At 58.1% G+C, this 22056-nt stretch carries 17 protein-coding genes; 1 reads left to right on the forward strand and 16 read right to left on the reverse strand.

Features of this window, described 5'->3' with window-relative positions; all coding sequences use genetic code 11:
* Positions 1-71: 71 nt before the first annotated feature.
* Positions 72-3626, forward strand: a complete 3555-nt coding sequence (dnaE, locus tag AC1DV6_RS11215; protein WP_477977551.1) for a DNA polymerase III subunit alpha — start codon at positions 72-74, stop codon at positions 3624-3626.
* Positions 3627-3704: 78 nt separating this feature from the next.
* Here the strand turns inward: dnaE and tolA are convergent, their stop codons facing one another.
* The 16 genes from tolA to AC1DV6_RS11295 form a co-directional block, all read right to left on the reverse strand.
* Positions 3705-4604, reverse strand: coding sequence for a cell envelope integrity protein TolA (gene tolA, locus AC1DV6_RS11220; protein ID WP_477977552.1), 900 nt, complete (start codon positions 4602-4604; stop codon positions 3705-3707).
* A 10-nt stretch (positions 4605-4614) separates the two neighbouring features.
* Positions 4615-5043, reverse strand: a complete 429-nt coding sequence (locus tag AC1DV6_RS11225; protein WP_477977553.1) for a biopolymer transporter ExbD — start codon at positions 5041-5043, stop codon at positions 4615-4617.
* 24 nt (positions 5044-5067) lie between these two features.
* Positions 5068-5760 carry a protein TolQ gene (tolQ, locus tag AC1DV6_RS11230; RefSeq protein ID WP_477977554.1) on the reverse strand — a complete coding sequence of 231 codons (693 nt, stop codon included), beginning with the start codon at positions 5758-5760 and terminating at the stop codon, positions 5068-5070.
* Positions 5761-5782: 22 nt separating this feature from the next.
* The gene (locus AC1DV6_RS11235) at positions 5783-6967 is read right to left on the reverse strand and encodes a pyridoxal phosphate-dependent aminotransferase (RefSeq protein ID WP_477977555.1); all 1185 of its coding nucleotides are present in this window, start codon (positions 6965-6967) and stop codon (positions 5783-5785) included.
* A gap of 12 nt (positions 6968-6979) precedes the next feature.
* On the reverse strand, positions 6980-7513 hold the full coding sequence (gene nusB / locus AC1DV6_RS11240; RefSeq protein WP_477977556.1) for a transcription antitermination factor NusB: 534 nt from the start codon (positions 7511-7513) through the stop codon (positions 6980-6982).
* Positions 7513-7980, reverse strand: coding sequence for a 6,7-dimethyl-8-ribityllumazine synthase (ribH, locus tag AC1DV6_RS11245; RefSeq protein ID WP_477977557.1), 468 nt, complete (start codon positions 7978-7980; stop codon positions 7513-7515). Before ribH ends, nusB begins: the two co-directional genes overlap by 1 nt.
* Before the next feature lie 26 nt (positions 7981-8006).
* Positions 8007-9122, reverse strand: coding sequence for a bifunctional 3,4-dihydroxy-2-butanone-4-phosphate synthase/GTP cyclohydrolase II (gene ribBA / locus AC1DV6_RS11250; protein WP_477977558.1), 1116 nt, complete (start codon positions 9120-9122; stop codon positions 8007-8009).
* 39 nt (positions 9123-9161) lie between these two features.
* On the reverse strand, positions 9162-9788 hold the full coding sequence (locus AC1DV6_RS11255; RefSeq protein WP_477977559.1) for a riboflavin synthase: 627 nt from the start codon (positions 9786-9788) through the stop codon (positions 9162-9164).
* Positions 9789-9892: 104 nt separating this feature from the next.
* Positions 9893-11764, reverse strand: coding sequence for an O-antigen ligase family protein (locus AC1DV6_RS11260; protein WP_477977560.1), 1872 nt, complete (start codon positions 11762-11764; stop codon positions 9893-9895).
* Positions 11765-12060: 296 nt separating this feature from the next.
* Positions 12061-13191 carry a bifunctional diaminohydroxyphosphoribosylaminopyrimidine deaminase/5-amino-6-(5-phosphoribosylamino)uracil reductase RibD gene (gene ribD, locus AC1DV6_RS11265; protein ID WP_477977561.1) on the reverse strand — a complete coding sequence of 377 codons (1131 nt, stop codon included), beginning with the start codon at positions 13189-13191 and terminating at the stop codon, positions 12061-12063.
* Positions 13192-13224: 33 nt separating this feature from the next.
* Positions 13225-13710, reverse strand: coding sequence for a type IV pilin protein (locus tag AC1DV6_RS11270; protein ID WP_477977562.1), 486 nt, complete (start codon positions 13708-13710; stop codon positions 13225-13227).
* A 27-nt stretch (positions 13711-13737) separates the two neighbouring features.
* Complete coding sequence (locus tag AC1DV6_RS11275; protein WP_477977563.1) at positions 13738-19194, reverse strand: hypothetical protein; 5457 nt, start codon at positions 19192-19194, stop codon at positions 13738-13740.
* A gap of 9 nt (positions 19195-19203) precedes the next feature.
* Entirely contained in the window at positions 19204-19860 is a 657-nt protein-coding gene (locus tag AC1DV6_RS11280; RefSeq protein ID WP_477977564.1) for a pilus assembly PilX family protein, read from the reverse strand.
* A 15-nt stretch (positions 19861-19875) separates the two neighbouring features.
* Positions 19876-20859, reverse strand: a complete 984-nt coding sequence (locus AC1DV6_RS11285; protein WP_477977565.1) for a PilW family protein — start codon at positions 20857-20859, stop codon at positions 19876-19878.
* A complete protein-coding gene (locus AC1DV6_RS11290) occupies positions 20856-21470 on the reverse strand; it encodes a prepilin-type N-terminal cleavage/methylation domain-containing protein (RefSeq protein WP_477977566.1) in 615 nt (204 codons plus the stop codon). The genes AC1DV6_RS11285 and AC1DV6_RS11290 overlap by 4 nt, the downstream gene beginning before the upstream one ends.
* On the reverse strand, positions 21461-22006 hold the full coding sequence (locus AC1DV6_RS11295; RefSeq protein WP_477977567.1) for a GspH/FimT family pseudopilin: 546 nt from the start codon (positions 22004-22006) through the stop codon (positions 21461-21463). Before AC1DV6_RS11295 ends, AC1DV6_RS11290 begins: the two co-directional genes overlap by 10 nt.
* Positions 22007-22056 lie beyond the last annotated feature (50 nt).

The raw sequence follows: 22056 nt of genomic DNA on the forward strand, positions 1-22056 counted from the left end.
CTGTTCCGCATTATGAAGAAGTGGCTGCTTCCGGGTCAAATCATCAGGTTGCCAAAACCTACAATGAAGCCATGTTTATCCACCTGCGCCTGCATACCGAATTTTCCGTCGTCGACGGTACCAACCGCATTGACGATACCGTCAAGGTGGCGGCCAAAGATGGCCAGGGCGCTTTGGCGATTACGGATTTCAACAACCTGTTTGGCGCGATCAAGTTCTACAAGGAATGCCGGGGCAAGGGTGTCAAACCGCTGATCGGTGCAGAGGTTTTGGTCGAAGGATTGGGGACCGATACGACTGCAACGGCCCGCATCGTGCTGTTGGTGCAGAACAAGCAGGGCTATCTGAATCTCTCCGAGCTTATCGCGCGTGCCTACACGCGCAACATCGTCAAGGGTCAGGCGGTATTGAAATGGGACTGGCTGCGCGAGTGCAATGAAGGATTGATCGCGCTGTCAGGCGCACAGGCCGGTCCGGTGGGCCAGGCGCTGGTGCAGGGCGATGACACGCGCGCCCATGACGCTGCCCTGTTGCTGGCCGGTATTTACCCGCACCGTTTTTATCTGGAGTTGCAACGCGCAGGGCGCACCGACGATGAGGCCCATGTGGGCAGCACGGTGCAACTGGCGGCGCGCATTGGCTTGCCCGTGGTGGCGACGCACCCGGTGCAGTTCACCACACCGGATGACTTTGAGGCGCACGAAGCGCGCGTCTGTATCGCCGATGGCGAAATCCTCAGCAACCCCAAGCGGGTGCGGCGTTTTACGCGCGAGCAGTATTTCAAGAGCGCGGCACAAATGGAAGCGTTGTTTGCAGATGTTCCCTCGGCAATTGCCAACACCGCCGAGATCGCCAAACGCTGCAATCTGACATTGGTGCTGGGTAAACCGCAGTTGCCGGACTTCCCAACGCCGGAAGTCAACGGCCAACGCATGACGCCGGAAGAGTATTTCCGTTACGCGTCGCTGGAGGGCCTGAAGGAACGCATGCTGCATCTGTATCCAGATGCGGCCAAGCGCGAGGCAGAAATGCCGCGCTATCTGGATCGGCTGGAGTTTGAGATTGGCACCATCTTGAAGATGGGCTTTCCTGGCTACTTCCTGATCGTGGGGGACTTCATCAACTGGGCCAAGAACAACGGCTGCCCGGTAGGGCCTGGGCGTGGCTCCGGCGCTGGTTCGCTGGTCGCCTATGCATTGAAGATTACCGATCTGGACCCGTTGCAATACAACCTGCTGTTCGAGCGTTTTCTGAACCCTGAGCGGGTATCGATGCCCGACTTCGATATCGACTTTTGCCAGGGCAATCGCGACCGAGTGATCGATTACGTCAAGCTGAAGTACGGCAAAGAGGCAGTCAGCCAGATTGTCACCTTCGGCACGATGGCCGCGCGCGCGGCGATCCGCGATGTGGGCCGTGTGCTGGACATGAGCTATACGTTTTGCGACGGCATCAGTAAACTGATCCCGAACAAGCCGGGTACCAACGTCACGTTGCAATTGCCGCCCACCGATGGCAAGAAGAGCGACAAGTACATCTATGCGGTGGAGGCCGAGCCCATATTGGCCGAGCGCGAAGCCAAGGAAGAAGACGTCAAGACGCTGCTGGAGCTGGCGCGCAAGCTCGAAGGCATGACCCGCAACGTCGGCATGCACGCAGGCGGCGTGTTGATCGCGCCGGGCAAGCTGACGGATTTTTGCCCGCTGTACCAGCAGCCCGGTAGCGACTCTGCGGTGAGCCAGTACGACAAGGATGACGTGGAGGCGATTGGCCTGGTGAAGTTCGACTTCTTGGGCTTGGCCACGCTGACGATTCTGGAAATTGCACGCGAGTTGATTGCCAAGCGCCACGCGGGTCAGGAAGCATTTGCGTATGAGAACTTGCCGCTGGACGACGCTCGGGTGTACCGGCTGTTCTCCGAGGGCAAGACTGAAGCCGTGTTCCAGTTTGAAAGCCGCGGCATGCAGGGCATGCTGCGCGACGCCAAGCCGACGCGCCTGGAAGACTTGATTGCGCTGAACGCGCTGTACCGCCCCGGCCCCATGGACCTGATCCCCAGCTTCGTGGCGCGCAAGCACGGGCGTGAAGTGATCGAGTACCCGCACCCGCTGGTGGCCGAGATGCTGTCCGAGACCTACGGCATCATGGTCTACCAGGAGCAGGTAATGCAAACCGCGCAGATTCTGGGCGGCTACTCGCTCGGCGGCGCCGACATGCTGCGCCGCGCGATGGGCAAGAAGAAGGCCGAGGAGATGGCGGAGCACCGCAGCATCTTCCGCGCGGGCGCTGCGAAGAACGACATCAGCGAACAGAAGGCCGACGAAGTTTTCGACTTGATGGAGAAGTTCGCCGGCTACGGCTTCAACAAGTCGCACGCCGCCGCGTACTCGCTGTTGGCGTACCACACAGCCTGGATCAAGGTGCACTACACGGCCGAGTTCTTCTGCGCGAATATGACCGTGGAAATGGACAACACCGACAAGCTGAAGGTGTTATTTGAAGACGCGGAGAAGATGGGTCTGGAGTTTGAGCCGCCCAATGTGAACCGTGGCTTCCACCGGTTCGAGCCCATTTCCAACAAACAGATTCGCTACGGGCTGGGTGCCATCAAGGGCACCGGGCAGCAGGCGATTGAGGCCATCGTTGCTGCGCGTGAGGGCAGGGGGCCGACGGAAGAAGCAGGCCCATTCAAGAGCCTGTTTGACTTCTGCCGCCGCGTTGACCGCAGCCGCATGAACAAGCGCTGCGTGGAAGCGCTGATCAAGGCAGGTGCGTTTGACACGCTGCAACTCAACCGCGCGGCCCTGGTGGAAAGCATTGACCGCGCCTACGACTTTGCGAATGCGACGGAGGCCAACGCGAACCAGCATGGCCTGTTCGACATGGGCGATGACGACCACGGGTCGAGCACGCAGGAACCGGACCTGGTGGATACGTTGCCATGGGGTGTGAAAGAACGTCTTTCACAAGAGAAGACGGCGATTGGCTTCTACCTCTCGGGCCATCTGTTTGATGAAGTTGCGCTCGAAGTGCGCCGCTTTGCCAAGCGGCCGATTGAAGAGGTGGCAGACACCCGCGAGCCGCAGTTGCTGGCCGGCATCATTGGCGATTTCCGGGTGATCAATGGGCAGCGTGGCAAGCTAGCGCTGTTCAAGCTGGACGACAAGTCGGGAATGATTGAGGCGCGCGCCAGCGAAGAACTGATCAACACGCACAAGCATTTGCTGAAAGACGACGAACTCATCATCGCGATGGGAAAGGCGCAGCCAGACCGCTTCTCCGGCGGCATGCAGTTCACGATCAACCAGATCTGGGATCTGGAGCAAGCGCGCTGCAAGTTCGGCAAGTACCTGCGTGTGGCGGTGAATGGCCATTCCCCCGACGTAGCGCGCATGGTGCGCGAGTTTCCAGCCAAGCGTGAGATGAGCGAGCAGGGCGAGCTGATACGCGGTTTGCCTGTGCGGCTGATCATTCGGCAGGAAGCGGATGCCTCAGTGGAGGGGATTGCAGGCGCAACCGCCGAGTTGCAATTGGGCGAGGCGTCCAAGTTCTACCCCAATGACGCAGCCTTGGCGCTATGGCGCGCACAGGCAGACCAGGGAAAAGCGGTTATTGCCTACGACTGAAATTCCAATGAAAAGTGGCTGCAAGGCGCATGGAATGTGCGTAAGCAGCTACTAGAAACATAGCGTCTCCGGAGACGCCTAGTCCCTCGGACGGAAGCTGATGACCAACGAAGTCGGCACCCGGCCATCCACATCACGCGGCAACACTTCGGTTTTGTCGATGGCGTTCAGCACCGCGTCATCCCATGACTTCACGCCACTAGGCTTGGTGAGCTTGCGGCTGATGATGGTGCCGTCTGGTGAAGTGCGCACCTCGACCTCTGCAATCGGGTTGCCCGAAATCGTGTCGGTGAAGATGATGTTGGGCTTGATGCGCGCGCGGATGCGGCCTGCGTAACCGGCAGATGGTCCGGATGCCTGCGCGGCGCTGCCAGTGACATTGGCGTCGCCATTGCCGACAGCGGTGCCTGCCTGGCCCATCATGCGTTTGAGATTTTGCTGGCGCAACTCTTCCAGCTTGCGGGCGTCAGCCGCGTTCTTGGGGTCTGGTTTGCGCTCGGCCTGGAGCTTCTTCTCTTTGGCTAACTGTTCCTGCTTGGCTTGCTCTTTCTTGGCCAGCTCCAGCTTCTCGCGTTTGAGCTTTTCCTGTTTGTCTTTCTCGGCCTTGTCTTTCAAAGCTTTCTCTTTGTCGGCCTTTTCTTTCAGCGCGAGTTGCTCCTTGCGCTTACGTTCCTTCTCCAGCGCAATGTCGGGAGCGGGCGTTGGAGGCGTTTGCTCGACCACAGGCGGTGGCGGTGGCTCTGCTACCGGAGTGGGGTCGGGTTCGGGCGCAGGTGGCGGTGCGGCCATTTCCGGCACGGCGGACCAGAGCTCTGCTTCGGCCACGACCGGCGGTGTTTCCCGGTGCCACTGCACCCCAGCCGCCAAAAACGCCAACAACAGACCATGCGCCGCAATGGCGAGCAGCAGCGAGCGGATCATCCCCGACGTTGGCGGGGGCGCAAACGCGGAACGTTCCAGGGCTGCTGCGTTGCTCATGGCAGATCGATCAGTTGACCAGTTGCACGGACAGGCCTACACGCTCTATGCCCGCCCGCTGCAATGTGTCCATGACCTTGACGACGGTTTCGTACTTCACATTGCGGTCCGCGCTTATGACCACTGCGGTCTTGCCTGCAGTCGCATCGACTTGAACGCGCTTGACGCTGCTGGCCAGATCCTTCAGCGTGACCGAAACCGTCTGGTCCTTGGCCTTGAGCTCCAGTGCATCTTCCTTGCTGACGACGATCTGGATGATCTGGTCCGGTTGCCGCGCTGCCTTGCCCACGCTGGGCAGGTCAATCACGCTGGGCGTGATCAACGGCGCGGTGACCATGAAGATGATCAGCAGCACCAGCATCACGTCGATGAAGGGCACCATGTTGATCTCGTTGATGGTGCGGCGTCCCCGGCCGCCGCGGCCTGCTACAGAAGGCATGGGTAAGTTTCCTTCGGGCTGGGCTTAATGGGGGGCTGCGGCCTGCGCGCTGACGTTGCGCTGCAGGATGTTGGAGAACTCTTCGATGAAGGTTTCCATCTGGATGGAGATGCGGTCCAGGTCGCGCGCAAAGCGGTTGTAGGCCACAACAGCAGGGATGGCGGCAAACAGGCCGATGGCGGTTGCTACCAAGGCTTCGGCAATGCCGGGCGCAACGGTAGCCAAAGTCACCTGCTGCAATGACGCCAAACCATTGAAGGCGTGCATGATGCCCCACACCGTGCCAAACAGGCCGACGTAAGGTGACACGGAGCCAACAGAGGCGAGGAAGGACAGGTTGCTTTCCACCACATCCATCTCGCGCTGGAAGCTGGCGCGCATGGCGCGGCGGGCGCCGTCCATCAGCGTGCCCGCATCGGTGATGCGGCGCTCCCGCAGCTTCTGGTACTCGCGCATGCCGCTGGCGAAGATGCGTTCCATCGGCCCACCGTCGGCTGCATTTTTGGAGGCGGCAGAAAACAGATCGTTCAGGCTGGTGCCAGACCAGAAATCGCGCTCAAATGTTTCATTGAGCGTCTTGACGCGTTTGAGCGAAAACAGTTTGCGGAAGATCGCTGCCCAGCTGGCGATGGACACGCCCATCAGTAGCAGCATCACTGCCTGCACCACGGCGCTGGCGTTCATCACGAGATGGAGGATGGAAAGGTCTTGGCTCATGGTGTGGTGGTCAATACAAAAATCAGGTCAAAAGTTGCTGCAAGCGAGAGGCTGCAGTGTGCAGCTGTTCCATCGAACTGGCAGTAGAAAAACGTACGAACTGGCCGGTCTGGGCGCTGCCAAAGTCGCGTCCCGGTGTCACCGCCACATGGGCGCGGCGCATCACTTCAAACGCAAAATCCCAGCTGCCGTTGACACCCAGCTTTTTGCAGGCATCGGAACAATCGGCCCAGGCATAGAAAGCACCATCGGGCACGACCGGCACATGCAATCCCATGGCCTGCAGGCGCGGGATGAAATCATCGCGTCGCGCCTTGAATTCGGAGCGGCGTTGCTCGTACAGCGCCAGGCTCTCCGGCTCAAAGCAGGCCAGTGCCGCGTGTTGCGCAATGCTGCTGGGGCAGATGAACAGGTTTTGTGCCAAACGTTCGATAACAGGAGCCAGCTCGGTGGGAACGACCATCCAGCCGAGTCGCCAGCCGGTCATGTTGAAATATTTGCTGAAGCTGTTGATGCTGATAATGGATTCATCCAGCGCCAGCGCGGTGTTGCCAAACTGCGCGTCGTAGCTCAGTGGCAAATAGATCTCGTCCACGATGGTCACGCCGCCATGGCTTTGCACGACGTCGTGGATGCGTTGGAGTTCAGCGGGATGAATCGACGTGCCGGTCGGGTTGGACGGCGATGCCAAAAGCACGCCGCGGGTATTTGGCCCCCACGCCGCAGCCACCTTGTCAGCACTCAACTGGAAGCGCTCTTCCGCAGTGGTCGGGATCAATATCGCCTTCGCATCGGCGGCAGATACGAACTGTCGGTTGCAGGGGTAGCTGGGGTCTGGCATCAGCACTTCGTCGCCAGCTTCCAGCAAGGCCAGACAGGCCAGTTGCAAAGCCGCAGAAGCACCGGCAGTTACGACAATACGTGTCGGGTCCACCTGCACACCAAAACGGCTGGCATACCAGGCGCTGATGCGTTCGCGCAGCGGGGCAATGCCATTGGCTTGGGTGTACTGCGTCAGGCCGCTGGTGATGGCGCGCTGCGCTGCCGCTTGCACCAGCGGGGGGGCAGTGAAATCGGGTTCACCGATATTGAGAAACACCATGGGCGTTTCGCTGTTGGCGACGTCACGCGCCATTTGGGAGGCGGCTTTGGCCACCTCCATGACGTAAAAGGGTTCGATGTTGCGTGCGCGTGCGGAGAGTTGCATGTAGCCTTGCGCTTAGCCAGCAGCCTTGCCGCCGCGGTCTGCCTTGACCTCGGCTGCGCGCAGCGAAGGGGCGAGGCCGTTGAGCACCGCGTTGACGTATTTATGGCCGTCAGTGCCGCCAAACTCCTTGGCCAGCTCAACGCACTCATTGAGCACCACGCGCCATGGCACATCGAGGCAATGCTGCATCTCGTAGGCGCCAATCCACATGACTCCGTGCTCGACTGGCGAGATTTCCGTCATGGGGCGGTCCAGCAGCGGAACGATCAAGCCGTCCAGCGTTTCGCCCTGTTCAATGCAGCCATGCAGCAGCGCATCAAAGTGCGCAGCATCGGCTTTGGAGAAGCCCGCGAGGTCGCGCGTGAAGGTGTCGATGTCGGAAGCATTGTTTTGGCCGACCAGGTGCTGGTACAGCCCTTGCAACGCAAATTCGCGCGCGCGACTGCGGTTGGATTTGCTGCCCGCTTTGCGCGCGCCGGTGCTGGTCAGCCCGGTGCGGGATTGACGGGGAGGGCGTTTGGTTGCGGGGGTTTTGGTTTCGGTCATTAGATGCTTTCCAGCAGGTTGGCCATTTCAACAGCGACGCGGGCCGCATCGCGGCCTTTTTCATCCTGACGGGCGATGGCCTGTTCCATGTTTTCAGTGGTCAGTATCGCATTGGCGATTGGGATTTGGTAGTCCAGCCCGATGCGTGTTACGGCAGATCCAGATTCGTTGGCCACCAGCTCAAAGTGGTAAGTTTCGCCGCGGATGATGCAGCCCAAGGCGACCAGTGCGTCGTATTTGGCTTTCTCAGCCAATGCCTGCAGTGCGACCGGTACTTCCAGTGCGCCGGGCACGGTGTGGTGGTCGATGTCACGCTCATCCACGCCCAAGGCGATCAACTCTGCCTTGCAAGCCTGCGCCAATGCATCGGTGACCGAGGCGTTGAACCGCGCCTGCACGATGGCGATGTGCAAGCCTTTGCCATTCAATCGATTGTCGTCCGCGACGCCTTTGTCTGCACCAAACATATGTTTTCCTTAATTCTTTCCAACGATCACTGGCAGATGTAGCCCGTGATTTCAAGTCCATAGCCAGTCATGCTGGGCATGCGACGTGGGCTGCCCATCAATTGCATCTTGTGCACGCCGCACCGGCGCAGAATCTGCGCGCCGATGCCATAGGTGCGCAAGTCCATGCGACCGCGTTCCGGAGCCTGTGCCGGCACGGCAGTGCCGGCAAACTGGGCCAGCAACTGTTCGCCACTTTCACCGCAATTCAGCAATACCACGACGCCCTTGTCAGCCTCGGCAATATGGGCGAGCGCTGCATCCAGGCTCCAGCTGTGCATGGTGCGGCCCGGCTCCAATGCGTCCAGTACGGACAGTGGCTCGTGTACCCGAGCAGGGACGGCGTCGTCGGCTGCCCAGGTGCCGCGTACCAAGGCCAAGTGCACGCCATGGCCCGTCGTATCGCGGAAAGCGCGGGCGGAGAAGTCACCATAAGCGGTTTTGAGGATGCGCTCGCCAACCTGCTCAATCAGCGACTCCACGCGACTACGGTGTGCAATCAAGTCGGCAATCGTGCCAATCTTCAGGCCGTGTTCCGCGGCAAAGAGTTGCAAATCCGGCAGACGGGCCATCGTGCCGTCGTCCTTCATGATTTCGCAGATGACTGCGGTTGGGCTGCAGCCCGCCATGCCTGCCAGATCACAACCAGCTTCCGTATGGCCCGCGCGCATCAACACGCCACCGTCCACCGCTTGCAAGGGGAAGATGTGACCGGGCTGTACGAGATCGGACGCGACTGCGCCAGAAGCGACAGCCGCCTGCACAGTACGGGCGCGGTCCGCAGCAGAAATACCGGTGGTGACGCCTTCTGCGGCCTCGATGGATACGGTGAATGCGGTGGAGTGCTTGGTGCCATTGCGGGTGGCCATCGGGGGCAACTGCAAGCGCTCGCAGCGCTCGCGTGTCAGCGTCAGGCAAATCAGGCCACGGCCATAGCGCGCCATGAAGTTGATGGCGTCAGCCGTCACATGGTCGGCCGCAAGAACCAGGTCACCTTCGTTTTCCCGGTCTTCTTCGTCGACCAGGATCACCATACGGCCAGCGCGCATGTCGGCGACGATGTCTTCAACGGGAGAGATGGATACGGGTTGTAGCGCGGACATTCAAATGCTTTCGGATAAACGGTGCGGTATCGGACTGATTCAGACAGCGGCTGGCGCAGTCATCATGCGCTCCACATAGCGTGCGATCAAATCGATTTCCAGGTTAACGGGAGTGCCTTTTTGCAGACTGTGCAGGGCGGTGTTTTGTACGGTGTGGGGAATCAGGTTGATGCTGATTTCACAGCCCGCTGGTTGGTCCTGCACGCGGTTCACGGTCAGACTGACGCCGTTGACCGTGATCGATCCCTTGTAGGCCAGAAATTTCGCCAGCGACTTGGGCACCAGGACATTCAGTTCCCAGCTTTCACCCACCTGTTCAAACCGGCTTACTTCTCCCACGCCATCGACATGACCGGACACCAGATGCCCACCCAGACGGTCGTTGGCACGTAGCGCCTTCTCTAGGTTGATACTGCCAATCTCACTGAGACCAGCAGTGCGCGCCAGAGATTCTGCAGAAATATCGATCGTGAAGGTGTTTTCAGATGCAGCCAGCGTGGTGACTGTCATGCAAGCCCCATTGAGCGCAATGCTGTCGCCCAAACCCACGTCATCCAAATAGCCCACAGGGCAGGAGATGGTCAGGCGCTTGCCATGTGATAAAGAGCTGCCCAAAGCGTGAACGGCGGCAATGCGCCCCACGCCGGTGATGATTCCGGTAAACATGGGGGTATTTTCGCAGGGAATGGGCGCTGTCCCGTCTTGACTCGCTTTACCCCCCAAAAAATTGTTCACTGCTTTTTTTCTGGGGCAAGCTGCAATTCAAACCCTTATGGCGTGGGCAATAGGGCGCGATAGGGGGCCGGAGTCCTCTGGCGGGTCATTTCCTTGTAGCGCTCGGGGGTGGCTTCCAGCGCAGCGCGGTAGGCTGCCAGGGCTTTGTCCGGGTCTCGGATGTCGGGTCGCTGGTCGTACGCGGCCCCTAATCTCAGCCAGGCATCCACGGCGCTGCCCACCTTGTGACGTATGCGCCATTCCAGTGCCCGCACTACCAAGGGGCCATCCTGGGTTTTTGTTCCTATTTTCAGTGCCAGCAGGGCCAGATTTTCGTCCACAGTGTCATTTTGAAAATGGGGCTCCAGAAGTTGTTTTGCTTCTAGGGCCTGTCCCTCATGCAGCAGGAGTTCAATGTCTAACGCAAATACTGCTTTGGACGTTGGATTAAGTTGCTGTGCTTTTTTGATTTCAAGACGTGCAGCCTCCAAATTGCCCAGTTCCATGTGCGCTTTGGAAATATTGCATGCAATGGCGATGACATGGGGTCGCGATGCCTGCACGGATTCCCATATCCAAAGGGCGTTTTTCCAGTCGCCCCAACTGGCCAACTGGTCGGCCACGACAGGTGTGATTTTGCGGTAATGCGGGTTGAGCGCAATACCCTCCTTGACCATCTCCAGCAATTGTGATTTGGTTGAATCCCACTTGGGGCTGCGTGGATCAGGCGATCCACTGATGGCCAAAGCCAGTTGGATGCTTCGAACCAACTTCCTTTCTGCGCTCGCAGCCCGTTGAGAGATATACACAGCGAGGACCAGACACACGATGCCAATGCCCAAGGCAAGTTTGAGATGCATGCCTTGCAAAAAATACCGATGCATCAGCCAGCGAGGCTGTGAGCCCGCCGCAGCGTCCGTTGCCGCCAACAGAGACAGACTGAGCGCGAACAATGCTCCCGTACAGGCCATGCGCCACGGGAATCCGAAATTGCTAACGATCAACAGCATTAAGAGGCTGACCAAAGCGCTGGTGCGCAAGGGCGCGTACGCGGTCGCAGTGTCTGTGCTATTCGTCCATGTTCTATAGGCTGATATCAGCAGATAGGCAATCAACAGACCGATAAACAGTGCACCGGTTAGCCCATATTCGGACAGGAGCTGCAGGAACTCATTGTGTGCGTAATAGTCTGTCTCGGTGACCGTATCGCCATTTTGATAGAGGGGGACATCCACCTCCCATGCTCCAGCACCGACCCCGGTCACGGGGTGATCGATGGCCATGCGTGCGGTGGCAGCCCACATGACGGAGCGAACTGAAAATGAACCGGTGGTGTATTCGTTGGCTGCACCTACAGAGGCCGCACGGAGGACTGCTCGGCTGATGGCGCTTTGTGCGCCAAACTCGTGGATCAATCTCGGGTTGGCGGTGGGGATAGAGCCAAACGCCAGCAGGCAGCCTGCAAATACTGCGGCGATGACCGAATTCTTCTTGCGGCCCCATGTGGTGATTGCCAATTGAGACCTACAGCGGTAGATTTGCAGAGGCAACAAGGCGCACAGCACCAGCAACGCGAACAGTGCAGAGCGGGTACCTGTCATCATCAACGCAGCAATGTTGAATGCTATGCCCGCAGCCAAACTCAGTGCTTCGCGGAAATCACGAACCCGGAGCAACAAGAGCAAGGAGTAGGGCAGGGCGCAGACCGCGTACTCAGCGAAAAAATTCCGATTGATGAAAGTCGATGCCGGGTTGGGGCCTTGTGGAAACACGTCAAAGTTGCCCCAGAACTGCCAGGCAGTCCAGATGGAGGCGATGGTCACCCCCCAATGGATACCCCATAGCATTCTGCTTTCCAGGTCCTCTGCCTGGGTGTTCATGCCCAGCCACAGCAACAGGCTCAACACCAGCCAGCGTGCGGCTTCCACGCCGCCCAGGTAAGTGTGTGACCAGACCATGCTGCCAAGCGCGTAGACCGCCAGACCGAGCGGCAGCCACATCAGACCATGCCAGATCACGGGCGACTGTCGTTGGCGCTGCATCCATAAGAAAAGCAGCCCGACGCTTAAAGTCATCAACGCCACGATGCCGGACTTCAGCGTGTCTTGCAGCAACTCCTGGCTTGGCACACCCAACCCGGGAGCCAGGATCATCATCAGGCCCAGCAACAAGGCCGTCCAACGGCTTTGCACAGCAGCGCCGGCGTCGGTGTGAACCGCGGTGTTTATAGGTCTCTTCCCTGAACCCGTGCCACAACGCGCAGATCCTGCCCTACAGAGGTGACCGAATGAAATATCAGCGGGATGGCGGCTGCAAGGTCTTCCAATGGATTCAGGGAGGCCATACCGCGACCTGGCCCAAGCAGTTTCGGCGCGATGTAAAACAACAGTTCATCTACCAGCCCAGCCTCAAGCAAGGCCCCGTTGAGTGTGCTGCCCGCTTCGACATGCACTTCATTGATTTCGCGTGTGGCCAGGTCTTCCAGCATGGCCTTCAGATCGACCCGCTGCGCAGTTTCTGAGTCGGTGCTAGAGCAATAAATTACCTTGGCACCCCGTGCCTCCAAAGCTTCTTTTTCCCTATCATTTCGGGCTGCAGCATATATAAACAGTGCGCGGCCAGCTATAAAAAGGCGAGCATCCGGCGGGGTTTCCAGTCTGCTGTCCAGAACGACCAAATGCGGTTGGCGTTTGGTGTCGGGTAAACGCACATCCAGGCGCGGGTTGTCTGCGCGCACCGTACCTATGCCCGTTAGCACGGCGCAAGCGCGTGCGCGCCACGCGTGGCCGTCAGCGCGCGCAGCCTCGGAAGTGATCCATTGGCTCATGCCATTGTGCAATGCAGTCTGGCCATCGATGGATGCCGCAATCTTCATGCGGACCCAAGGTCTTTTGCGGACCATGCGGCTGAAGAATCCGAGATTGAGCTCGCGCGATTCGGCCGCTCCCGGTCCTACTTCTACCGCCACACCAGCTGCACGAAGCCTTGCAAACCCTTGCCCGGATACGCGTGGGTGGGGGTCTTCCAGCGATGCAACAACCTTTTGGATTCCAGCCGCAATGAGTGCATCGCAACATGGGCCCGTGCGACCATGGTGGGAGCAGGGCTCCAGTGTGACGTAGGCAGTTGCTTCCGCTGTGGAGTGTCCGCGCGAAGCGGCGTCTCGTAACGCCATGACTTCCGCGTGCGGTCCGCCGACAGCTTGCGTGTGTCCTTCCCCGATGATCTGGCCCGCAGTATCGGTCAGTACACAACCGACTCGGGGGTTGGGTGCGCACTCATTGCCAGCAATATTGGCAAGCATCAAGGCGCGAGACATAGGCATATGCAGCGACAAGCCTGTGGTGTCGACCATGCCTTGGGCGACTCTACGCTTCGTTAGCCTGGCCTACTTCCAGCACTTGTCTCTAAGGACCGTTGTGCCTTGCACGCCATTGACTTTCACACTTCGCAAGCCTGTCGAGTCAATCTGGTACACCCCGCACTCATCACCCAACATGCCGTTCACTGGCGTGGCATAGACAAGGAAGTAGGTGGGGGTCAAGTCCGCGCCAGAACCCAGCTGGAGTTGGTAGTTGATCCCTGCTCCGCTGGCATCCCCTGGTGACTGCGCGAGAGGTCCCGGAAGAGCGGCAGGGGTGCCGACACGGTCAGTCGCATACGAATCATTAGCTGAATAAAAGCGCTGCATCCACTGCGCCGCCTGTAGCAACTGGGTTCTTGCATCCGCACGCTTGGCTCTCTTGACGTAACTGGTGTACGAGGGCAATGCCACAGCCGCGAGGATTCCGACGATAGCTACCGTAATCATCAATTCAATCAACGTAAACCCGCGAACTTGGCGGCTACCCTTTGAGGCGATTTGCTTTTGCATAAACGTATCCTGTGTTGCTTAGCCAAATTATCGGGGGAACAGCTGCCGCCACTCACGGGTCTTCAATTTTTTGGTGTTAGTGGTTTTACATGTGTTGGTATCTTCACAGGTGAACGTAACTTCCGTGCATTGCGGATCTGTAGAAAGAATACAAAATTTATCCTTATCAGGATCAGGCAGTTTTACAGAAACGTTGCGACCGTCCGCCTTTGACGAAATACCGTTTGCGAAATCAGGATTCGCGTCGTCTGTCCCCAAGTTGAGCAGTGCAAATACATCGCTTGTTGGTGCTGCACCTGACAGCGCATCAAAAATGTAGAAGAAACCTTCGCCGCCAACACCGCCTACGCAAGGGTCAGTAGAAATCCCCTTAGGTGAAATCGAATCTACTGCCACAAAGCGGTTGACCAGCAACTCCATCGGGTACACCAGCCGCTGCCCTGAATTGGGGAAATCAAAGATCCAGCCTTTTTTCCCTGCCGTATAGTCAACTGTATTTTTAGTCGTCGCCACGCGGGTAACTACATTTCCAGCGACCGTCGCGGTCGTGGTGACTTTGACCTCCTGGGCTACCAGCAAAGATTTACTTACCCGTGCTGCGCCAGTGCCGATATCTGCGGCGCCGAAGGGGCGATCATCCCAGATACCTATCAGGGTTTGCTGGTTGGTGCTGGTCTTGTCGACTGCTTCATAAAATTTACCAGTCCCCACGACCACCATATAACCGGGCTTGGGTTGTGTGACCGCAGGCGTCGTGCTGAGGTCCACGACGGTGGGCGGCGCGGTAATGGGCTGGCCCGCATCGGTTTTGTACAGCGGGTCTCCGCCCAATCCGACTTTCCAATCCGCCTTGTTGGTTGAGCTCAGGTCAAACTTCCATACATTACCCAGCAGATCACCGGCGTATACGCCGATCACCATGCCTGTGTCATTGCGAACCAGTCGCACACCACCCAAGCCGTTTTTGTTGGCCCCGCATGTGCCAGCGAGAGTATCGATAACCCTCACCAAGGCACCGGTCTCCATATTTACGATGAACAACTGCGCCTTGCAAGTCCTGCTCTCATATCCATTGCCAAAAATTGCAACCCATGAACCATCCGGGGTGGGCCCCGCCTGAACATCGCTCAGCACATGCCCCAACTCTTCAAAACCAGCCACTTTGGAGCTGACTTCCCATTGCACGCTGCTGGCGTTCAGTGCGGTCACATCGGTGGTCAGCGCCGTGGTGTTAATGGCAAAAACGGCACTTGTTGGACTTGTGGCGGGCGAGCTCTTGCTTGGCTTGCCAGCTCCGGCACCAGTGGTACCTAAAACCATATTGGCCCAAGTGCCGGCTGTGGGCAAATAGGTGTCGGTTTCAGTCAATGGGCCGTCAACATAGTACTGGTGCCCATAGCCTTTGTCGGCCAGCTTGTTGATGCTTGGCAGGAGCGCGTTGGGAATATAGGCGAAAACCTCAATACCGCCAGGGCTGGACGAAACAGAGTTGCCGCCGGCAATGGGATTGCCATCACGGAACGCGTGCAACATGCCGTCGTTGGCTCCCACAAACAAGACGCCTTCCTTCCGATTTGCAATCTTGTTGTTTACAAAGGTTCGATAGCCTCCCACGGCGAGATCGTCGTACTTCAGATCCACATTGGTCTTCACGAAGGTGGGCGTGGAGTTGACCACATCGCCCAAGCGTGTCTGGCGTACGCGGTACACCGCAGATGCTTTCAGTGCATTTTCGTCGGTGGCCTCATTGCTGGCATCTCCTCGCAAGTAGTCTACGAGATTGGTAGTGACGGGCAAGCCTCCCCCCATATCAGTCACCATGGCAGAGGTGAGAGATGAATATTGGAAAGGTACTGCGCGTGTCCCACTGGTCGCGCCATTGCCCGCATAAATATTGCGGGTGAGGTAGGACGGAATCAGTGACGTATAGGTGTTGGCACCAGAAATAGGGTCCTTGCCGGTAGCCGCTTCGACTTCCCAAGCAACGTTCAACTGGTCGCCACCACCGGAGAGATTGAATGCCTTGACGTTACCGGACCATTCCCCAGGCACAAAAATGGGCGTGTACTTGCGGGTAGTTGAAGACAACTCCACTGCCGACACCGCGACGCCGGCCTGGCTGCTGTCAATCCCGGATATCGCGGAAACAATGCTGCGTATAGCGGTGCGCAACTTCTCGGCCGTACCGGCATTGAGAAACTGACCGCGTCCGTTGACCGTCGCATGCCACATGTCATCAATCGCCACTGGATTGTTGCTGGCAGGCGTAGGCCAATCCAGGAGACGAGTACTAGACGTGCCGCTGAGGGAATTGAGTACCGGATTGATCCGGCCGTTTCCCGATGGATCCGGCACCGTCGTAAACGCATCCATCGTTCCCGAAATACCCAAGCCGATTGCATAAAAATTCATATGTGGCCAGGTGGCCTCATCGTTGATAACCGCTTTCAGGCCTGTTTGGCTCAGATTCGGGCGCAAACTCTGGAACCAATATTTGAAGCCAATGTCGGCGAAGCTGCTTGTAAATGCAGCGCCTGAAGCGGTATCGCTATAGGGACCCGTAGGTGTATATGTGACGCCCGCAGCATTGGTCTGCAAGGTGGAGTCGTAGTCTGTCGCGTCGGTATACGTCTCGTTGTAGTAACCATCGGTCATCAGAATCGTGTAATTGCGCCTGCAGCTCGCGTGGGTTTTATCCTCCGTTCCGCTGTAGAGGGTATTCAGCGGGCTGGATCCGGAAGATGGGGTTTCTGCCCACGGTCCACCGTTATCTCCCCGCGTGTAGTACTGCCCCACTTTATTGATGGCATTGCGATTCGGTGTTCCGCCATTGGTAGCAAGAGCATTCAACCAAGTCAGAAAAGCACTGTTGGTAGGCGTGTCGTACAACTTGACACCGGACGCCAGATTGCTGGAGCTACTGATGTTATTGATCGTGCCATAGCCCAAGCGGAAGGAGGCCGCCAAGGGCTGGAAAGCAAGACCCACACCGGTTTTGGCCATATCCAGTCGGGTGCTGTGGTAGGTCTTCCAATTGGCGTAGTTCTGTACTTCCTCCGACCAGGTGCAATAGGCTGTTTGGCTGACACAGTCCACACGATCCTTGAACCTCGGGAACTTGGTAATACTTCCGCTCGCTGTGTGCGGGTAGTACACCGTAGGGTCTGCTCCCACGGCGAGGCCGCTGCCTGCATCCGGGATGTAGCCCTTCATAGGGTCCGATGCGTTTTGCGGGTTGTTCTGCGCAAAGTAATCCGCGATCGTGGTCGGCGTTCCATTGCCCGCCCAGTTGGTGTTGACACCGTTATCCAGCGTGGAGTCAGTCACAACAGAGAAGGTCGCACCTGTGCCCGAGGCTGCCGTGATTTTGAAGGTGGGCAGAACCTTGTAGCCCGCGCCAGCGTCCGTGATCGTGACGCCGGTAATACCGGTGGCGGTACCCGTGTTGACAGTAAAGCTCGCACCACTGCCACTTCCCGTTCCGCTCAGGGTGATGGTGGGCGCCGTAGTGTAGCCAGAACCTTTGTTTGTGATGTTGATGGCCGTAACGCCATAGGTGTTGGCCAGAGTGGGCACGGCAAATGCCGCGCCAGTGCCACCACCCGTGTTGGACAGCGAAATGGTGGGGGCGGAGGTGTATCCAGAGCCGGGATTGGTTACGGTGATGCCTGTAATGACATTGCTCGTGCCTTGTACTATCGTCAATCCTTGGCCTGTTCCGCCAGCCGTTCCACCTAGAGTAATGCTTGGGACCCCTGTGTACCCGGAGCCTGGGTTGGTGATCGTGATATCCGTGATACCCACCGTGTTGGAACTTGTCAGACTCACACCGGCGCCGGTCCCCCCTCCGCCAACCAAGGCCACCGTGGGGGCGCTGGTGTAGCCGCGCCCCGCAGTGTTGAGGGTGACAGAGGTTACGCCTGTATAGGAGGTGGTAGTGCGGGTAACCGCAGCTCCGGTGCCGCCACCGCCGGTAAGCCCAATCGTGGGCGCTACGGTATAGCCGGAGCCTGCATTTGTCAAATTGATGGAAGCTACGCCGCTGTAGCTAGTGCTTGGTGCCGTTCCGCTTGGAATTGTTGTACAGGTCGAGCCGGTGTAAGTAGGGGCAGACGTGTATCCAGAGCCCGCATTGGTAATGGTGATACTGGTAAGTTTGGCGAGTGTGTAGGTGCCAGTGCCTGCGGCCTGGACCCCGCCGGGAGCGGTAGGAGCTGAAAAAGTGAGGGCGCGTGTTCCATTGGTGCATCCGGCGCCAACGCCAGCGAAAGCGCCGCTGGCCGCTTTGTAAAACGTACCAAGCGTGGTAGTGGCGGCTGCCGCCACACCGCCAGGCGCAAGCGCGCCGGTAAAGGTGACGGCCGGAGCGCTGGTGTAGTTCGCCGTGCCGACGTTGGAGACAGCGACCGTATTCACGCGGTTCAGGGTGCCAATGGCAGCGGTGCCTGCGGCTGGTATGCCGCCGGCAGCAAGAGTACCGGTAAAGGTGACAGCTGGTGCGCTGGTGTAGCCAGTGCCATTGCTCGTCAGTGTCAGCGTTCCTGCAGAGTAAATAGTGCCGGTGGTCACCGTCCCGGTGGCAGTCACGCCACCAGCTGGTGCTGCCCCAAATGTGATGGTCTTACCAGTCAGTGGAAAGCCGCTGCCTGGGTTCGTGATAGTGACCGACTGCACCGTCCGGCGCGTAGTATCTATGATCKGGGTACCTTGGGCGGTCATCCCTCCTGGCGTGCCAGGCGCAGAAAAACTGACCGTTGTGCCGGTGGAATAACCGCTGCCGAAACTGGTGGCGGCAATCGTGGCATTCGAGATCTTCTTTACCTGCGTCACGGTGACGGTGCCCGTCGCGGTGGTTCCTCCTGACGGTGGCGGCGAAAAGGTGGCCACTACGCCGGAGTTGGGGTAGTTGGTGCCCATGGAATCAACCGTCACCGAACTGGCGACGGCGATGGAGCCGGTAGTAACCGTTGCTCTGGCGGTGCGCCCTGTACTGGGCGCTAGCGAAAAACTGCCCAGAACGCCACCGATGGGGTATCCAGTGCCCGGATTGACGATGTCGACTCGGTTAACCGTATAAACCGGCGATTGCCCAGGGTTGTAAAAGTAAACGTTGAAACCGAGAATGGCCGCGGTGGGGCCTGCGCCCAGGGGGGTTCCATTTGGCGCCATTCGGCGTGCGTAGTTCACGCGGGGGTCGTAGTAAATCTGGTTGACGTCAGGCGAGCGATCGTGAAATTTGGATGGCGCGTTGTTGCCCGCATCATTGCCGGGCCCTGTCATGCCAAGCCCACCTGCGACTCCGCCGTACTGATAAAGCGCCGTCGAATCCATCGACCCGGAATCGTCAAACACGAAAACAATATTGGGTGGAACACCCGTGGCCGTGTTCAACAGAGGTTCCTGCGCCATCTGAGCCTGCAAGCCGACGCTGGCCGCAGCAAGTGCTATGGCGACGGTGGTCCGTGCGAAGTGCGTGGGTGTCATGGATTTCTCCTACTGGATTTGAATGGTGGATTGCAGCCAAACTTCGCTGCCTTCAGGGCGTGTGCGTGTGGAGTCCACAGGCGCCACTTCGGGGCCGAACCCCCGGGCTGTCACTAGATAGGTGGACGTGTTGTCCAGGGTGCCTGACGCGTTTTGTACTTGCATGGATTCGATCATGCATTCCGGTGGGCGCTTGTAGGTAACCAACCCATTCACCACCGACGACGGCACGGTCGTAAAAGCCGTGGCGGTGGTTACGGCGGGCGTTGATTGCGGCGTTGGCACGGTAAGAAAAGAGTTGCCCAAGCTGGCGCTGGTATCCCAATTTTTCAGGTTGCCACTACCGTCTTTTTCTGACCAGTACGCTGGGCTCTTGTAAGCGAGGGGAAGGGGTGGGGGGGTAACAACGAATATCGGCGAGGGTGAGAATGTCTGCACAACGACGTCCTCGCAGTACCGTAGCGCAATTTCAGCGGCCTGCGTAGCTAGTTGGGTGGTACGCACATTGCCAGACACGGCCTCCGAAGAGCTTGCATTGCGAATGGAAAACGCAGCAAGCAAGGAAATAATGGCAAGCAGGATTAAGGACACAATCAACACCACACCATGCTGCCTTTGCGCAGGCCGTACAGTGAATGGCAGACATTTTCCCGGTGTTGTGTTCATACCAGTGGGGGTAAATTAGTCGGACGCAGGAACACGGTTGCGCAGGACAACCGTGGAATAGAACGTTCGGCGCAAGAAGCCGTCAGGGGAAGTTGAAGGTGCTGCGTTCGGTGCTGCAAAGCAAGCAGCGTATTGGTTGGTGCTGGCATCAAGGCCCACAGGCTTGTCGCTGCGTACCTGCACGCACATCTTGACTGTCATGACGCGAGCCCAGCGCGCAGCGCTGTCGGGCAACGCAGCAAGGTCGGCGTTGCTTTCTACGGCATCAGCAGTCAAATACCCGGCCATGGTCATGGTGCCAGTCGCCTTTGCCGTGCCGTATACAAACTGCAAGTCTTCAATGTTCTCAACCAAAGGCTGCTCCGCCCCCCCATTGCCCTTGCAATAGAGACTTGACACACCAGCCGCCTTTTTGACATAGAACCTGTTGTCTGCCACATAGAAAGTGGGGGTAATGGCCTTTTGAAACTTCGCAGCAGCGCCGCTAGGCAGGTCATAAATCTTGACTTGAGGTGTAGGCGTAACGGCAGTTAGTGCAGCGCCCATGCAATCCGTAGGCTTCCCTGCGGAGGGAATGGTGTTGTTAATGTCTGCCTCATACCTTACGGCGATCGAGTGCGGTGGGGAGCCCGCGCAAGTCAGATCCTTAACGCTGGCCGCCGATGTGACATTGGAAAACACTAGATTGCAGCCCCGAATACCGAAGGGATCTACGGTGGCATCGAAAGCCGGATTGCGCGTGGTCGGCTCGGTGTAATTGGGTTGCTTTGGGTTATCACCCGCCATCCGAATCTGTTGGCTCAAAATGGACAGGGCAGCCTGGGCATCTTCATTCATGCGCCCCTGCGCAGCTGCAACATTCGTAGCCCCGGAGGAACCCAGGTAGGCGGATGTCACCGCAATCATCAATACAAGCCCGATGGTGATAGACACCATCAGTTCAATCAGGCTCAAACCTGCCTGAGCAGCAACAAGTGCGCTCCGACGCAATGGTTTCATAACTTGAACCTCACATGTAGGCAGCGTGGGAACGGATTCGTAAAGGCCGTGAACGAGGGGGCCACATTGGGGTCCGGGCATGCATCTGAGCTGCTTCCATCAAGGGAGGCGAAAGTGGTGGGCTCGTACCAGAGAACCCACAAGTCTCCTTCGGGGCGGCTAAGACTGTCGCAAGCGCCATTGCAAATAACGCGTATCCCAGCGAAGCCAGGCAGTTCCCTGCGCAGGGCCCTATGGGTTTCATTGATATCGACCAGGGCGATTTTTTCAGGCGTACAGTTGGGATAGATACACTCGCCACCGTCAGAAGTGGTCTTGACCAGGGCACCCCAGCTTGGTTTGTCAAGGGTATACGACTCCCCCGGGTATTTGGCGCTTGCGTACTCGCTGCTACGAAAGCCAGCTAGATTGGCCCGCATGCGTTCGATATGGCCGGCGGCAATGCTGGTTGCCGAGGCACGGTAGCCAGATAGCTTGGGCATTTGAACGGCATACGACATCATTCCGCCCAGAGCCAACATGCCAAACGAAAGAATCAGCACCGTTACCAGCACTTCCAGCAGGGACGAGCCCCTTTGTGTGGGCCTGCGAGGGATTGTATTTATGGACATGACGTGTACCCGTCCCCTTTGATTTTGACCCTTCCGCCGACGCTTACGCAAACCATGCGTTGCTCCTCACTGGAGTAGTTGGGCGGGCTGCCAAACGTGAGTGACATTGCTCCCCCGCTTAAGTTTTGAAGCCGACCGGTTGCTGTAAAGACGAGTTTTGTAGTGCTGGAAGCCTCAATGGTGTTGACCCCAGTAATAAGAGCTTGTCTGCGCAGTATTAGGTCACCAGAAGTTACTGACTGGGTGCTGTCTTGGTCGTAAAACACGATCCAGCCCGATTCCCAACCGCTGCCCGTTGCACAACTAGGGTTGGCGGCTTCGGGGTCGTTGCTGCGGCACATCACCATATCCCCGCCGCGGCGGACCCCCTCACTTCGCGCAAAACTGGCGTCTGCAATAAAGGAATTGACCGCGCTCGACATATTCACTGACCGTATGGTCTTGGTGAAAGAAGGTGCTGCCAAGGCAGCCAATATGGCGGCAATTGACAGCACGATCATTAGTTCGACCAAGGTAAATCCCAAGGATTTTTTCATGAATGTGATTCTCAATGAATACTCCATCTCGCCAAAAAGTAAGCGATAAG

It is taken from the genome of Rhodoferax sp. P2_H8_2 (assembly GCF_056403235.1).

Coding starts and splice junctions, on each gene's coding strand:
- AC1DV6_RS11280 (WP_477977564.1), bottom strand. CDS start 19,860: ATGAACACAACACCGGGAAAATGTCTGCCATTCACTGTACGGCCTGCG.
- dnaE (WP_477977551.1), top strand. CDS start 72: ATGTTTATCCACCTGCGCCTGCATACCGAATTTTCCGTCGTCGACGGT.
- ribBA (WP_477977558.1), bottom strand. CDS start 9,122: ATGTCCGCGCTACAACCCGTATCCATCTCTCCCGTTGAAGACATCGTC.
- AC1DV6_RS11225 (WP_477977553.1), bottom strand. CDS start 5,043: ATGCCTTCTGTAGCAGGCCGCGGCGGCCGGGGACGCCGCACCATCAAC.
- AC1DV6_RS11290 (WP_477977566.1), bottom strand. CDS start 21,470: ATGTCCATAAATACAATCCCTCGCAGGCCCACACAAAGGGGCTCGTCC.
- AC1DV6_RS11235 (WP_477977555.1), bottom strand. CDS start 6,967: ATGCAACTCTCCGCACGCGCACGCAACATCGAACCCTTTTACGTCATG.
- tolA (WP_477977552.1), bottom strand. CDS start 4,604: ATGAGCAACGCAGCAGCCCTGGAACGTTCCGCGTTTGCGCCCCCGCCA.
- AC1DV6_RS11285 (WP_477977565.1), bottom strand. CDS start 20,859: ATGAAACCATTGCGTCGGAGCGCACTTGTTGCTGCTCAGGCAGGTTTG.
- AC1DV6_RS11295 (WP_477977567.1), bottom strand. CDS start 22,006: ATGAAAAAATCCTTGGGATTTACCTTGGTCGAACTAATGATCGTGCTG.
- AC1DV6_RS11255 (WP_477977559.1), bottom strand. CDS start 9,788: ATGTTTACCGGAATCATCACCGGCGTGGGGCGCATTGCCGCCGTTCAC.
- ribD (WP_477977561.1), bottom strand. CDS start 13,191: ATGGTCGACACCACAGGCTTGTCGCTGCATATGCCTATGTCTCGCGCC.
- tolQ (WP_477977554.1), bottom strand. CDS start 5,760: ATGAGCCAAGACCTTTCCATCCTCCATCTCGTGATGAACGCCAGCGCC.
- nusB (WP_477977556.1), bottom strand. CDS start 7,513: ATGACCGAAACCAAAACCCCCGCAACCAAACGCCCTCCCCGTCAATCC.
- AC1DV6_RS11270 (WP_477977562.1), bottom strand. CDS start 13,710: ATGCAAAAGCAAATCGCCTCAAAGGGTAGCCGCCAAGTTCGCGGGTTT.
- ribH (WP_477977557.1), bottom strand. CDS start 7,980: ATGTTTGGTGCAGACAAAGGCGTCGCGGACGACAATCGATTGAATGGC.